Below are 13862 nucleotides of genomic sequence, written 5' to 3'. Positions count from 1 at the left end.
CTACCTCAAAGCCCTGGAAAAATCAAACAGCCCACTCCTCAAAACCATCGAAACAATCAAGAAAACCCACCCCAAACTCGGTGAACAGTTTTCCTAAAAATCACTTGTCAGTTGGCCTCAGTGGTTTGTTCGGCATCGGCTTAATTAGTCGTCAACCTTGATAGGCGTTAGTTGAATAAAGACTTCAGGACAACCAAATCCAACAGTAATTTCAAGGTTCTCATATCCCTCACAGCTCACAACAAACGTCTTAAAATCTGACTGATAGACATCACCCTCATATTCTCCCAATGAAAGCGCAGCACCAACGAAGGACCCAAGGAGAAAGGCTCCCTTTGAGTCTGTCATAACCTTCTTAGAGAGGGATAATCTTCCATCTCCAAGATCGACAGGTTTCTCTGCGACAGAAGCACCCTTCAATGGATTGAGCTCGGAATCCACGACTCGACCATAAAATTTTAGTGGAGAAATACCATCGCCATGTCCACCTCCAGTATAAGGTGGAGACTTATAGACCCAAGCAATTCCACTAGTAGAAACGCAAACATAACCAGGATGCGCCTTCTCCTTCGCCCACTCTTTCCGACCGTCAACTCCACCTCCAATATTCTCTTGTGAGAGCGCTCTAAAGCTCTTCAATGTATCTTGTGCTAGACCCTGTGGAGCCAAAAGAGAGACAATTGCTATTAACATGATGATTTTCATACAATAGTAGGACACTCGAGTTTAGATTCCCTTAGAATATTTTTAGTCGAAAAGTCATTCTTAGCACGACGATGCTGCGATAGAAGCAGGACGGTTGTTGAGAATGTCCGTTATTTGGGTGGGTGTTGGGGGCTTGGTGTTAGTCATTTGCGGAAGTCTCTGATTCAAAGCTTAATTTACTGATTTCCCGATGCTGCCGCAAGACGAAAGAAATCGTTATCGTTTCTCTTCCTGATCCGAAAATCTTGGAACGGGTCGATTGTCAGGCATTGCGGAATAGTCGGATATCTTGACCTCCAGGTGGGGCGGAGGACGAGTTTGTCGTAAGTCTGCACGGGGGCATCGCTGATTTCGAAGAGGGCGGCGATGGTGTCGAAGGGCCCAAAAAGAAAGGTCCGAGCAGTTTCCCGCCGGACCTTTTTCCATGCTTTTTTCAGTTTCTGGAGGGTGGTGCGGGAGATTCACCTCCCTGTCGCCCTGCCTACAGCAGTCCTTCGGGCAGTTGGTCGGAGAGCTTTTTAATGGCGTCGGCCTGATGGCGGTTGGCGACGAGAAGGGCGTCTTCCGTTTGCACCACAATGAGGTCATTGACGCCGAGGAGAGCGACTTTCACCCCTTTGTTATTGTTGAAGACAATGTTGTTCTCCGCCTCAATCAGTGCCAGGTCGGTGTTGGTGGCATTGGTCTCGCCCTGCTGGTCGAGGTATTTGGCGACCGAGATCCAAGAGCCGACATCATCCCAGTCGAAGGTGGCTTCGATATTGAGCACCCGCTCCGCTTTTTCCATGAGGGCGTAGTCGATGGAAATCGGGGTCAGCTCCGGGAACTGGGCTGCCACTGTGGCAGTGAGGTCGGAGGAACGGCAAAGCTCCTTCACAAACTTGCGCAACTCGGGAGCGTGTTTTTCCAGCTGGGCAAGGACGGTGGGCACCGACCAGATGAACATTCCGGCATTCCAGGCGAAATTGCCGGCTTTGAGGAATTTCTCAGCGAGTTCCGGGGCGGGCTTTTCGCGGAAACGGCTCACCTCGTAGGGTGCGTTCTGGACTTCGCAGCCGGTGATGGTGGCCTTGTTGCCGCGCTCGATGTAGCCGTAGCTCGGGCATGGCCAGGTGGGCTTGATGCCGACGGTGACGAGGGCTTCGGTCTGGGCGGCGACCGCAACCGCGTCGCGCATCACTTGTTGGTAGGCGGCGGTATCGCGGATGAGCTGGTCGGCGGGTAAGACCATCATGGTGGCATCGGGATCGCGGGCCGCGATGAGTCCGATGCCGAGAGCGACTGCGGGAGCGGTGTCGCGTTTGGCGGGCTCGGCAAAGATGTTCTCCGCTGGCAGCATGGAGGCGACTTCGCGGGTCTTCGCTTCCTGCACCTCATTGGTCAGGATGAAGATGTTTTCATGGGGCACGAGGCCCTCCAAGCGGGCAATGGTCTGCTCCAGCAGAGTGCCGTCGCCAAAGAGATCGAGGAGTTGTTTCGGTTGCCGGTTGCGGGAAAGAGGCCAGAACCGGGTGCCGGAGCCACCGGCTAGAATGAGTGCGTAATTGGACATCGCGCGGGATACTACAAAAGCCCGCCTCCATTTGAAGCCCCAATCGGGAGGGAGAAAAAATCGCCAGAAATTCAGGAAAAGGCGTCAGCTTGGCTCCTGTGTCAGCGAGCGCAGGTAGGAGAAGGTGTAGAGTCCGGTGGCATGGCCGTCCCCCCAGCGCAGTTGCAGGGCGTAGCCGCCGACAATCTCCCAGCTGACGAGCTCGTAGGCGCGCGGGCCGTGGGTGACGGTGGGGCGAATGACGCGGCCGAGGGCGTCCGGCTCCCCCTGACAGTTCGCGCAGGGGCAGGCCTTGCGCAGGGTCGCGAGGTTGAAATAGCTCTCCTGGCCATCGGACCAGGCGAGGGCGAGTTCGTCTCCGATGAGAGCCAGGTTCTTGATTTGGGTGGTTTCCATGACTTCTTCAGCGTCCTCTCAATTCGCCCGCGCTTCCCATGGGCCAGACTGCGCCGGTGGCAATCCAACGTCGCAGCACCTCCAGGTCCGTAGCGGCTACCTGCACGCCCACCGCCGGCATCTGTAGGGTGGGGTGCTCTCCACTGGCGGCGAGGTAAAGGAGGCTTTTTTCCGGCTGGCCGGGCACGATGCGCTTGCCGGCAAAGGCTTTTTCCCGATTGACCAGCGAGTAGGGCATCTTCTTGTCGCTGCCATCGTGGCACCAAACGCAACGCTCTTCCAAAATGGGCTTCACATGACGGGCGAAATCGAGGTAAGACTGAGTCTCAGCTTGCAGTCGGGGACTGAGGACTGGACGACTTTTGAGCTTGCTCTCGGAATCATCGTTGGGTCCGCAGGAGGCCAATAGCAGGCCGCCGGCCATCAGAATGCTGGTTGTCGCTCTCATCTGTTCGCTGTTATAATCACGGAAATCCTACTTGCCCAGCATGCCGTCTCGTCAATTTTTCCTTTTGCTCCTGACCGTTCTTCCTCTTTGGGGTCAATCCCAGGGGCCGACCGTGACCGCTCCCAGTGCTCACCGGCGGGCTTCCCAGGCTCCCGCCATGCAGGGGGGCATCCCGCGCTACCCCTGGCACCTCGGGACTACGGCTACCATTTTCTGGATTGGGGAAAAGCCCACTTCGCGCAATCCCACCCCGAACAACAAGTCCTCTTGGGATGTCAATTGGCAGGCCAACTACGGCGGCTACGACGATCCTGATCCCTCGGCCCGGCGTGGCTATCTCCCCAAGGCCTTCACTCCCAAGCTCAACCCTTTCTATATCGCCCTGCCCTACAATGATGTGGTGAACCATCGCATGCACAAGCCCGAGGCCTCCAAGGTCATTCCCTGGTTCGCCCGCTATCGCCCTGAACCGGGCAAGACGGTCTGCCGCGGCCGCTGGGTGGAGATCGCGCGCAATGGCAAGGTTTGCTATGCCCAATGGGAAGATTGCGGGCCTTTCAACACCACCGACTGGGAGTTTGTCTTCATGAACAAGCCTCCCAAAAACACCAAGAATGGTGGCGCTGGCATCGATGTTTCTCCCGCCGTGCGCGATTACATGGGCCTCAAGTCCGGGCAAAAGGTGCACTGGCGTTTTGTCGAGATTGAGCACGTGCCCCGGGGCCCCTGGTGCCTCTATGGCTCTAACAATCCCTTCGTCAATCCCCGGGCCCGGCGCTAGTTTTCCCATTTTCCGCGCTGCAAAACTTTATGCGCTTTGTAATCGTCTTCCGGTGACTTTCTCCCTTCAATGCTCCCATCGTGATAGAGCTTTGGGAGCATTCGTTGTTAGGCTATAATTTACCATTGACCGGACTGTTGTTTGTAGTCGGTCTCTACTGGGTCCTCAGCGCGGCCGGGGCCGTCGATCTCGATAGCTTTGATTTCGATCTGGATGCCGATACCGAAGGCGATTCCGCCAGTGCCGGAGGTGATGGCTTCCTCGGTTTCCTCCTCCGCTTCGTCAATGCGCAGGATGTGCCCCTCATGATCGTCTTGAGCCTGCTCATTCTCTTCATGTGGGCCCTCTCGATCTTTGCCAATGCGAGCCTCAATCCGGGTGAAAGCGGGTTGGTGGCCGTCGGATTGCTGCTGCCGAATTTCATCCTTAGCGCGCTGCTGGTGAAAGGAGTGACCCAGCCTTTACGTCCATTTTTGCGCTCGTTGAAGTATGACGACGAGCACCAGGAGCCGCTCATCGGCCTTTCCGGGACCGTGAAGAGCCGAGTGCTGGATGCCGATTTCGGACAAGTGGAGGTTCCCCGCGGACAAGGGGCTCCGGCCTTGCTGAACGCCATTCTTCCCGAAGGCCGCGATTCCCTTGTGCGGGGCGATCGCATTCTGGTCTACGACTACGATCCGGAGCGTGACAAGTATCTCGTCCGGGCCTTTGAGGAAGGTGACCTCTCGTAACTAGACCGCAAACTTTATCAAACTATGAAAACATCAATGCTGCACTTGGCCTTCCTGCCGGATTTGGGAGGCTCCATCGTCCTCGTGGTCATCCTGGCCGTTTTGGGAATCCTTGCCCTCGGCATTTTTGTCGTGACCAGTTTCTACCGGAAGGTGGAGAAAGGCACGGCCCTCATTCGCACCGGTCAGGGCGGCACCAAGGTGATCTTCAATGCCGGTCTCGTCGTGCCCGTTCTCCATCGCGCCGACTACATGGATATCTCCCTCAAGCGCATCGAAATTGATCGCACGGGTCGTAACGGACTCATTTGTAAGGACAACATGCGGGCCGACATCAAGGTCGCCTTCTTCGTGCGCGTCAATCATGCTTCCGAGGATGTCCTGCGGGTGGCTGAGAGTGTGGGCTGCGATCGGGCTTCCTCCGAGGACGAGATTCGCAAGCTCTTTGATGCCAAGTTCTCGGAAGCCCTCAAGACCGTCGGGAAACGCTTCGAATTCATCTCGCTTTATGAAGATCGCGACACTTTCCGCGATGAGATCCTGAAGGTGATTGGCACCGACCTCAATGGCTTCATTCTCGATGACGCGGCCATCGACTTCTTGGAACAGACTCCGGTGGAGATGCTCGATCCGGACAACATTCTGGATGCCGAGGGGATTAAGAAAATCACCCACCTCACTGCCGAGCAGAAGAAGCTCTCCAACCACATCGAGCGCGACAAGGAGCGCGTCATCAAGCAACAGGATGTGGAAGCCCGCGAAGCCATTCTCGAACTGGAGCGTCAACTGGCCGAGACTGAAGCCAAGCAGCAGCGCGAAGTGGAAACCGTGCGCGCCCGCGAAGAGGCGGAAACGGCCAAGATTCGCGAAGAGCAGCGTCAGCGCAGCGAACAGGCCCGCATCGCGGCTGAAGAGGAGATCATGATCGCCGACGAGAACAAGCAACGTCAGGTTCTCGTCGCCCTGCGCAACAAAGAGCGCACCGATGCGGTCGAGCTGGAGCGCGTCGAACGCGAGCGCAAGTTGGAGGAAATCGAACGCGAGCGGGTCACCGAACTGAAGCGCATCGAAGCTGAGAAAGCGGTCGAGGTGCAGAAGAAGGAAATCCAGGAAGTTATCCGCGAGCGGGTGGCGGTCGAGAAAACGGTCGTTGAAGAGCAACAACGCATCAAGGACACCGAGGAATTTGCCACCGCCGATCGGCAGAAGCAGGTCACTGTCACCCTTGCCGAAGCGATGGCGCAGGAGAAACTCATTGGCCGCATCAAGGAAGCCGAAGCCCAGAAGGAAGCGGCGCAATTTGCGGCCGACGAGAAAGCCTACGAGGTGCTCAAGGAGGCCGAAGCTGGTCGTCAGGCGGCCGAAATGAAGGCCGAGCAGCGCATCATCGCGGCCGAAGCGGAGGAGACGGCTTCCGCCAAGGAGGCCGCCGCCAAGAAGTTGTTGGCGGAAGCGATTGCCAAGGAAGCCGCCGCTATGGGGCTGGGCGAAGCGGAAGTGCTCAAGGCCAAGGGCCTGGCCGACGCCGAAGCTATCGAGCTGAAGGCTGCCGCCATGAAGCTCTTCGAAGAAGCGGGCCAAGAGCACGAAGAGTTCAAGCTTGAGCTGGAGAAAGAGAAAGCGGTCGAACTGGCCGAGATCGATGTCCAGCGCCAGATTGCCGCCGAGCAGGCCAAGGTGGTGGGCGAGGCTCTCAAGAGCGCCAAGATCGATATCGTGGGAGGCGAGACCGAGTTCTTCGATCGCATCACCCGCGCCATCACCACGGGCAAAGTGGTCGACCGGGTGGTGGACAACAGCCGGGTCATCGACGACGTCAAGGAGACCTTCTTCAATGGCGATCCCGATTATTTCAAGAGCCAGTTGGGCGGATGGATCCAGGATTTCGGCGTCGATTCCGAGGACCTCAAGAACCTTTCCCTGTCCGCGCTCTTGAGCAAGCTCATCAGTGAATCCAGCGGCGAGAAGCGCACCAGTCTCATCGGGATGTTGGGTGCCGCCGAGCGCTTTGGCCTCTCCGACGCCAAGGCCGGGGAGGTGATGAAAAAGTTGGGGTGAAAACCATGAGGTCCCGAAGGGAACAGCAGAAAGTAGCCGGGGGTGAAGCCCCCGGGGAAAGAATCCCCGGAGAGAGCGCGCTCTGGAAGAGCGCAAGAAACTCTCTTGGAAGGTAAAGAATAACGAATCGATGGGCTCAACACATTCCTCTCTCCACTATCATCTTGTGTTTTCCACCCGGAAACGGGAATCTTGGTTTGAAGCGGACTTTCGGCCGCCGCTTTTTGCCTATCTGGGAGGGGTGGTGAGAGGGTTGAAAGGGGTCCCTCATGCGGTGGGTGGAGTGGCTGATCACGTTCACCTTCTGGTCGGGTTGCGGCCTGCCCATTGCCTGTCGGACTTCATGAGAGACCTGAAAGCTGATTCTTCGAAATGGATCAAAGGCAAGCTCCAACGCAAGGCCTTCGGTTGGCAATCTGGATATGGTGCTTTTTCCGTGGGGGCCCCCGATCTGGAGAAGGTGCGCCAGTATGTTCTCTCCCAAGAGGAGCACCATCGGAAGCTGAGCTTTGAAGACGAATATCTGGCCTTCTTGCGGAGAGGATTGGTCGAGTATGATGAACGCTACCTTTGGGGATGAATGCTCATTTACCCGCTTCTGGTCCTCCTGCAGAGGACGTGCTTTTTTCCGACGGGGACCGGGGGCCGCGTTCGTGCCTCTCTTGCCCCCGGCTACTTTCTGACCGTCCCTGCGGGACTTCTGCTCGAATGTGCAACTGCTACCGCCCCGTGGAGGGCTGATTGAACAATGTCAAATACCGAACAATTAGAAGGAGGGAGTTATGAGGTCATTCGGGCCCGGCTCGAGAAGCATGGCGAGGACCTCCGCTCGCGCCTGGGCCAGCTCAATGAGTCCCGCAAGGAGATCTTCGGCGCGATCGAAACTGCTCTCGTGGCCACCGACAGGGTGACCACCGAGCACAATTGCGTGCCCCGCGACCTCATTGCGGTGGGAGGAAACCGTTTTCTTTTCGGCTACAATATTCAATTCGGGCTTAAACAGACCACCGAGATTTCCGATGTTTTCGCGGCCTACGAGTATGATCCGGAAGGGCATCATTTCCATCCTCTCCCCATTGAGGAGATTCTCTCCGACTCGGCTTTTTCCGATGATTTCAAATATCTCTATAAGTATTACAAAGAGACCGTTTTTAACAAATTCATGGTGATCGGGCCGCATCTCTATCTCAAGATGCGGATTGGCAAGAGTGTTGACGACTTCAAAACCTTCAAGTGGCTGCGCCCTGGTGACGGCCATCTTGAGTATCTCGGGAATCGTTTCGATCACGAGTTTCAATACCCGCCCCAGCAGGAATTCGAGTGGAAGCGAGCCCATCGCGACATGCAGCGCGCGGGCCTTCACCCCCATGTCTCCATCAATGACCGGGTCTTTGTGGAAACCGTGGGCGGCGACCTCACCATCAAGATCGAGGACAATACCGAAAGCGGTGAGGGGATCTACGCCGAGCCGGTGGAGGATGCGGACCAGTCTCTGGACGATGCCGAAATCTTCTATGCCGAGGTCGGCCCCTTGGTCTTGTTGAAGATTTTGCCTTATCGCGAGGAGTCGCATCGCTATCTGGTCTTTAACGAAAAGACCCGGGAGGTGAAGCGCATCGATGCCATCGGGCATTCCTGTGTGCTGTTGCCCGACGAGCAGGGCCTCATTTTTTCCAATGGCTATCTCCTCCTGACCGGGGAGGTGAAGATCTTTGATACCGCGCTCTCCAACATGGTCTTCGAGCGCCGCGTGGTCTCGGCCAATGGAGAGGACACGCTCTTTGTGTTCTATAATCGGGTCAGTGGTGACTATGTTCTCCTTTCCTACAACCTGATTAGCCAGACCGTCGATTCTCCCGTCATTTGCAATGGCTATTCGCTCTTTCCCAATGGCGAACTGGTTTATTTCAAGACCGAGGAGGCGGCCCAAAAGCACCATTCCTTGCAAGTCTGGACCACGCCCTATCTCAGTGAGGAGGCCTTGGCCCGGCAGCAGCAGGACCAGAGCTCCTATCTCTTCAAAGTGGGCAATGCCGACCTGGTGCGCGGGATGTCGGAGTGCCGGGAGGTGCTCACTTTGTTAGGCAAGGATGACAACTACGGTGGACTCTATCTCGACCTGGTCAAGCGGACCAACGATCTCCTCGATTCCTATTTCTGGTTGGATAAGGAGGAAACGGCCCGGCTGTCCTTGCCCCTGCGGGAAATCAACGGGGCGGCCCAGTCCGCGCTCGCCGAGTTCGACAAAGTGCGTGCCCAGCGGCAAGCGGCGAGCGAACGCACCCGGGAGGTCAAGGAGGCGGTGGAAGCGCTCTTGGGGAAAGTGCGCCACTCCGCGCCTGATGATATTTTCGGCTTCGTTCATCATCTCTCGGAGCTGCGCACCCGGCGGGGTGAGGTCATTGGCCTGCGCGAGGTGCGCTATGCTCCTGAGGAGGTGATCTCCGACTTGGAGAGCCGGCTGGTGGAGGCCAGCGAAGCCACTTCCGGGAAAACGGTGGCCTTCCTGCTCAAGGAGGAGGCCCTCTCGCCCTACCGGGAGGCGGTCACTGAGCAGGGACGGCGCATCCCCGATCTGGCGAAGGTCACTGAGGCGGACGAGGTGGCCGAGGCTCTCGATAAGGCCGGGAGTGAGCTGGAGCTGCTCATCGAGATCGTTGGCAATCTCAAGATCGAGGACGCCACCCAGACCACGGCCATTATCGACGGCATTTCTAGTATCTACGCTGAGTTGAACGGGGTGCGGGCGGACCTGAAGAACAAGCGCACGGACTTGGCCAAATCCGAGGGAGTGGCCCAGTTCAGCGCTCAGATGAAGCTGATCTCGCAAGCGGTGGTCAATTATCTGGAGGTCTGCGACACCCCGGAGAAGTGTGACGAGTCGCTCACCAAGCTGATGATTCAGCTCGAAGAGCTGGAGGGGCGTTTCGCGGAGTTTGATGACTATGTTGAGGAGTTGGCCGGTAAGCGCGAGGAAGTTTACGAAGCCTTTGAGGGTCGCAAGCAGCAGCTGATCGATGAGCGCAATCGCCGCGCGGGCTCCCTCCTGCGGTCTGCCGAGCGCATTCTGGGAGGCATTGAGCGTCGCTTGGAGTCCTTTGAAAATCTGGAGGAGATCAATGGTTACTTTGCGGGTGACCTGATGGTGGAAAAGGTGCGCGGGGTGGTCGCGGACTTGCAGGGTCTCGGCGATCGGGTGAAGGCGGATGATCTCCGCACCCGGCTGAAAACCCTCCGTGAGGATGCCGCCCGCCAGCTGAAGGATCGCAAGGAGCTGTATGTGGATGGCCAGAACGTTATTCGGCTGGGCCAGCATGCCTTTGGGGTCAATACGCGCGAGCTCGAGCTCTCCATCGTGCCGAGGGACGGGGAAATGTGGTTTCATCTCGCGGGCACCGATTTTTTTGAGAAGATTGAGGATGCGGCCTTCACCGAAAGCAAGGCGGTGTGGAATCTGGAAGTGGCCAGCGAGAGTCCCGACCTCTATCGGGGAGAGTGGCTGGTCAGCCTTCTGTTAGATAAGGAGTGGGAAGGGGAGAGTGCCGCGGACTTCCTGCCCGGGGTGCAGGGTTTCATGCAATCCCGTTATGCCGAGGGCTATGTCAAAGGGGTTCACGACGAGGATGCCGCCCGTATTCTGGCGGCCCTCTGGCCGCTTGCGCGGGAGGCTGGGCTGCTGCGCTTCAGCCCTCTGGTGCGGGGGGCCGGGATGGTGTTGTGGACCGATCGGGATCAGGAAGGTCGGGCCGAGATTGCCCGCTTGATTGCGGGGCATGGCCGGCGAGTGAAAGTCTTTGCTGATCGGGGGGCGGGTCGCCACGAGCTGGAGCTGGCCCTGGCGGACGAGTTGGCCGGGCAATTGGCGCGATCGCGGTTTGCCGGACGGGTGACGGCGGCCCAGGTGGCGGAATATCTCTTTGCCCAATTGCGGGAGGGGGACGGTTTTGTCGTTTCGCAAGGGGCTGCGGATGTGATCAAACACTTGCGCCATGAGCTCACCGCCAAGCGCGCGGGCGAGGACTTTGATAAGGCACTGGCGGAATTGAGCCGGGCCGAGTCCCGCCATGCCCTGGCGCTGGATTGGTTGCGGGGAGTGGCCGGGGAGGAGGTCGCTACGGGGATTCTCGTGGAAGCGGCGGCTCATTTGGCCCGGGGTGGCCACGAGCAGCGGGAGGTTCGCCATCTCGATTTGGCCCTGACCATTGAAGGGCTGCGCGGTTCCCATCCCCGGATTGAAGGGGGAGTGCTGGAGCTTCACTACAACGATTTTCGCGAAAGAGTCGCCAACTTCCGCGATGAAGTCTTGCCCCTCTATCACCAGTTTCAAACCCGCAAGAAGGAATTGATCGCGGTCAAGCGGGAGGAGATGAAGTTGGAGGAACTCAAACCCGAGGTGATGAGTGCCTTCGTTCGTAACCGTTTGTTAGATGAAGTTTTCCTACCGGTCATCGGGGACAATCTGGCCAAACAAATTGGCACGGCGGGCGCGGATTCCCGCACCGATCGGATGGGGCTCTTGCTCTTGATTTCCCCGCCTGGCTACGGAAAGACCACTCTGATGGAGTATGTGGCCAATCGCCTGGGGCTGACTTTTGTGAAGGTCAATGGACCGGCTCTGGGGCACCATGTCACCTCGTTGGATCCCGCCCAGGCGGGTGATCGCTCGGCGGGAGAAGAGCTCGAGAAGCTCAACCTGGCCCTGGAAATGGGGGATAATGTGATGCTCTATCTCGATGATATTCAGCATCTCAACCCCGAGTTCCTGCAGAAGTTCATCAGTCTCTGTGATGCCCAGCGGAAGATCGAAGGGGTCTATCAGGGGCGGGCTAAGACCTACGACTTGAAGGGGAAAAAAGTGGCGGTGGTGATGGCGGGCAATCCCTACACCGAGAGCGGGGGGAAGTTCCAGATTCCCGACATGTTGGCCAACCGGGCCGATACCTACAACTTGGGCGACATTCTCGGCAGCCACGAGTCGGCCTTCAAAGACAGCTATATTGAAAACTGTCTCACCTCCAACAAGTCGCTGGCCAGTCTGGCACAGGGCGGGCTGAAGGACGTGCGGGCGGTGATGAAGATGGCCGCGGGGGCCGAGCTGGAGGAAGTGGACTTCGAGAGCAATTATACGCCAGGTGAGATCGAAGAGTTCGTGCGCGGCATGAAGTTGCTCTATCAGGTGCGCGATACCATTCTGCGGGTGAATCTGGAATACATCGCCAGTGCCGCGCAGGAGGATGCCTACCGCACCGAGCCCGCCTTCAAACTGCAGGGCTCCTATCGGAATATGAACCGCATCGCGGAGAAGGTGGTGCCCCTGATGACGGACGGGGAGCTGCAGGAACTGGTGGTCTCCCACTATGAAAATGAGGCCCAGAACCTGACCACCGGAGCGGAGGCCAATTTGTTGAAATTCCGGGAGATGGAAGGGCTCTTGAGCGAGAAAGAGGCGGCCCGGTGGGCCGAGATCAAGAAAGAGTTCCGCAAGCAGAAGCTCCTCGGAGGGGCGGGCGAAAACGACCCGGTGGCCCGGGTGGTGGCCCAGTTGCAGGAATTTCGCGAAGGTCTTTCCTCCATCGAGCAGGGCATCATGCAAGCTGGTAGCCACTACGCCAAGCCGCAGTCTCTTACGGAAGAAACCGTTGCTCAGTTGCGCGAGATCATCTCGGGCCTGCGGGCGGTGCCGGTGCAGGTCGACATCAAGGTCGTTCCCGTGCAGGACGAGGACGATTCTATTGAAAGCATTGAGAAGAGCGCTTCGCCCATCGACATCCAGCCCAGCGTGGAGCAGGGAGATTAGCAGCCTGCCGACAACATGGCTCGCCGTTTTTCATTCCCTCCTTTTTCAACCGACTGCTAGCCGAGCCAGGTGAGGAAGGTCGCTTCGTCGGGCTCGATTTCCTGCGCCACTTTCTTCTCTTCCGCGAGGCAGGCGAGACGCTCGGGGACGGTGACCGCGCCTTTGCCCAGCTCCTCCTCCATGGTGGGGAGGAATTTGGAAGGATGCGCGGTGGAGAGGATGACCTTGTGGCCGGGGGTGGTGATATCCTTGGCTGCGAGGTATGCCACGGCGGTGTGGGGGCAGAGGGCGTAGCGATAGTTTTCCCACACTTCGCGGATAGCTTGGCGGGTAGCCTTGTCGGTGTAGGCCAGGCCTTCGAGCTGGCGGGCCATCTCGTCGGCAGCATCAGCGTCGCTGAGAGTCCGGGCGGTGGGATTGCCGGGGCGGGCGAAGAGGTCCACCATGCGGGCAAAGTTGGAAGGCGCGCCCACGTCCATGGCATTGGAAATGGTGGCCACGCTGGGACGCGGCTCGTAGTTTCCATTCATGAGGTAGCGGGGCACGACGTCGTTGGTGTTGGTGGCGGCGACGAATTTTTCCACCGGCAGACCCAGTCTTTGCGCGAGGAGACCGGCGGTGAGGTTGCCGAAGTTACCCGAAGGCACGATGAAGGTAGGCTTTTGCCCTTCGGGCACTTGGCGCGCGGCCTCGAAGTAGTAGAAAGACTGCGGAATGAGGCGTGAAATGTTGATGGAGTTGGCCGAAGTCAGATTGAGGCGCTCCGAAAGCTCCCGGTCAGCAAAAGCGGCTTTCACCAGACGTTGGCAGTCGTCAAAGGTGCCCGCCACCTCGAGGGCGGTGATGTTGTCTCCCAGGGTGGTGAGCTGTTTCTCCTGCAGACCGGAGACCCCGCCTTTGGGGTAGAGGATGACGACCTTGGTGCCGGGGACCTTGTGAAAGGCGCTGGCTACGGCTCCTCCCGTATCTCCCGAAGTGGCTACCAGGACGGTGAGGTCGCGGCCATCGTCCTTGGTGAGGAAGCCCATCAGGCGGGCCATGAAGCGGGCCCCGAAGTCTTTGAAGGCCAGGGTCGGGCCGTGAAAGAGCTCCAGCACGGAGAGGTCCTCGGTGAGCTGGTGCAGGGGGGCGGGAAAATTGATGGCCTCTTCCACCAGGGCCTTGAGTTCCTCCTCGGGAAGGGTGCCCTGCAGAAGGTGGCGGGTGACCTCGAAGCCGAGTCCGCCCAGAGAGAGGTCGCGCCAATTTTGCCAGAAACTCTCTGGCAAGGGACGGATTTCCTCGGGCATGTAGAGGCCGCGGTCGGCGGGGAGGGAGCGCAGCACGGCCTCCCTGAGCGGCTGCACATTGTTGCGGTCGTTGGTGGAATAAAACTGGGTTGGCATCGGGTGTGG

At 58.2% G+C, this 13862-nt stretch carries 10 protein-coding genes; 5 read left to right on the top strand and 5 right to left on the bottom strand.

All coding sequences use genetic code 11. The features are described from left to right. Window positions 1-144: 144 nt before the first annotated feature. The 4 genes from JIN78_RS12515 to JIN78_RS12500 form a co-directional block, all read right to left on the bottom strand. Window positions 145-705: a peptidase associated/transthyretin-like domain-containing protein gene (locus JIN78_RS12515; RefSeq protein ID WP_200392315.1), complete on the bottom strand. Its 561-nt coding sequence runs from the start codon at window positions 703-705 to the stop codon at window positions 145-147. 481 nt (window positions 706-1186) lie between these two features. Continuing rightward, window positions 1187-2257 carry a mannose-1-phosphate guanylyltransferase gene (locus JIN78_RS12510; RefSeq protein ID WP_200392314.1) on the bottom strand — a complete coding sequence of 357 codons (1071 nt, stop codon included), beginning with the start codon at window positions 2255-2257 and terminating at the stop codon, window positions 1187-1189. A gap of 84 nt (window positions 2258-2341) precedes the next feature. Next, window positions 2342-2653, bottom strand: a complete 312-nt coding sequence (locus JIN78_RS12505; RefSeq protein ID WP_200392313.1) for a DUF971 domain-containing protein — start codon at window positions 2651-2653, stop codon at window positions 2342-2344. A 7-nt stretch (window positions 2654-2660) separates the two neighbouring features. Beyond that, the gene (locus JIN78_RS12500; protein WP_200392312.1) at window positions 2661-3101 is read right to left on the bottom strand and encodes a c-type cytochrome domain-containing protein; all 441 of its coding nucleotides are present in this window, start codon (window positions 3099-3101) and stop codon (window positions 2661-2663) included. Between the two features lie 112 nt (window positions 3102-3213). Here JIN78_RS12500 and JIN78_RS12495 point away from each other — a divergent pair, with 112 nt between their 5' ends. The 5 genes from JIN78_RS12495 (at window position 3214) to JIN78_RS12475 (ending at window position 12468) form a co-directional block, all read left to right on the top strand. Then, entirely contained in the window at window positions 3214-3882 is a 669-nt protein-coding gene (locus JIN78_RS12495) for a hypothetical protein (RefSeq protein WP_200392311.1), read from the top strand. A 125-nt stretch (window positions 3883-4007) separates the two neighbouring features. Next, the gene (locus JIN78_RS12490; protein WP_200392310.1) at window positions 4008-4613 is read left to right on the top strand and encodes a hypothetical protein; all 606 of its coding nucleotides are present in this window, start codon (window positions 4008-4010) and stop codon (window positions 4611-4613) included. 24 nt (window positions 4614-4637) lie between these two features. Then, window positions 4638-6671, top strand: coding sequence for a flotillin family protein (locus JIN78_RS12485; protein WP_200392309.1), 2034 nt, complete (start codon window positions 4638-4640; stop codon window positions 6669-6671). A gap of 130 nt (window positions 6672-6801) precedes the next feature. Next, a complete protein-coding gene (gene tnpA / locus JIN78_RS12480) occupies window positions 6802-7251 on the top strand; it encodes an IS200/IS605 family transposase (protein WP_200392308.1) in 450 nt (149 codons plus the stop codon). Window positions 7252-7419: 168 nt separating this feature from the next. Further along, window positions 7420-12468, top strand: coding sequence for a DNA repair ATPase (locus JIN78_RS12475; protein ID WP_200392307.1), 5049 nt, complete (start codon window positions 7420-7422; stop codon window positions 12466-12468). A gap of 56 nt (window positions 12469-12524) precedes the next feature. Here JIN78_RS12475 and thrC read toward each other — a convergent pair whose 3' ends face one another. Further along, entirely contained in the window at window positions 12525-13853 is a 1329-nt protein-coding gene (gene thrC / locus JIN78_RS12470; RefSeq protein WP_200392306.1) for a threonine synthase, read from the bottom strand. Window positions 13854-13862: the final 9 nt, after the last annotated feature.

Origin of the sequence: Roseibacillus ishigakijimensis, assembly GCF_016595415.1 — a bacterium.
GTDB classification, from domain to species: domain Bacteria; phylum Verrucomicrobiota; class Verrucomicrobiia; order Verrucomicrobiales; family Akkermansiaceae; genus Roseibacillus; species Roseibacillus ishigakijimensis.
Note: the sequence above shows the minus strand (reverse complement) of the source record. Positions and strands in the feature narration are given on the sequence as shown.

Coding starts and splice junctions, on each gene's coding strand:
- JIN78_RS12500 (WP_200392312.1), bottom strand. CDS start 3,101: ATGAGAGCGACAACCAGCATTCTGATGGCCGGCGGCCTGCTATTGGCC.
- JIN78_RS12475 (WP_200392307.1), top strand. CDS start 7,420: ATGTCAAATACCGAACAATTAGAAGGAGGGAGTTATGAGGTCATTCGG.
- JIN78_RS12510 (WP_200392314.1), bottom strand. CDS start 2,257: ATGTCCAATTACGCACTCATTCTAGCCGGTGGCTCCGGCACCCGGTTC.
- tnpA (WP_200392308.1), top strand. CDS start 6,802: ATGGGCTCAACACATTCCTCTCTCCACTATCATCTTGTGTTTTCCACC.
- JIN78_RS12485 (WP_200392309.1), top strand. CDS start 4,638: ATGAAAACATCAATGCTGCACTTGGCCTTCCTGCCGGATTTGGGAGGC.
- JIN78_RS12515 (WP_200392315.1), bottom strand. CDS start 705: ATGAAAATCATCATGTTAATAGCAATTGTCTCTCTTTTGGCTCCACAG.
- thrC (WP_200392306.1), bottom strand. CDS start 13,853: ATGCCAACCCAGTTTTATTCCACCAACGACCGCAACAATGTGCAGCCG.
- JIN78_RS12505 (WP_200392313.1), bottom strand. CDS start 2,653: ATGGAAACCACCCAAATCAAGAACCTGGCTCTCATCGGAGACGAACTC.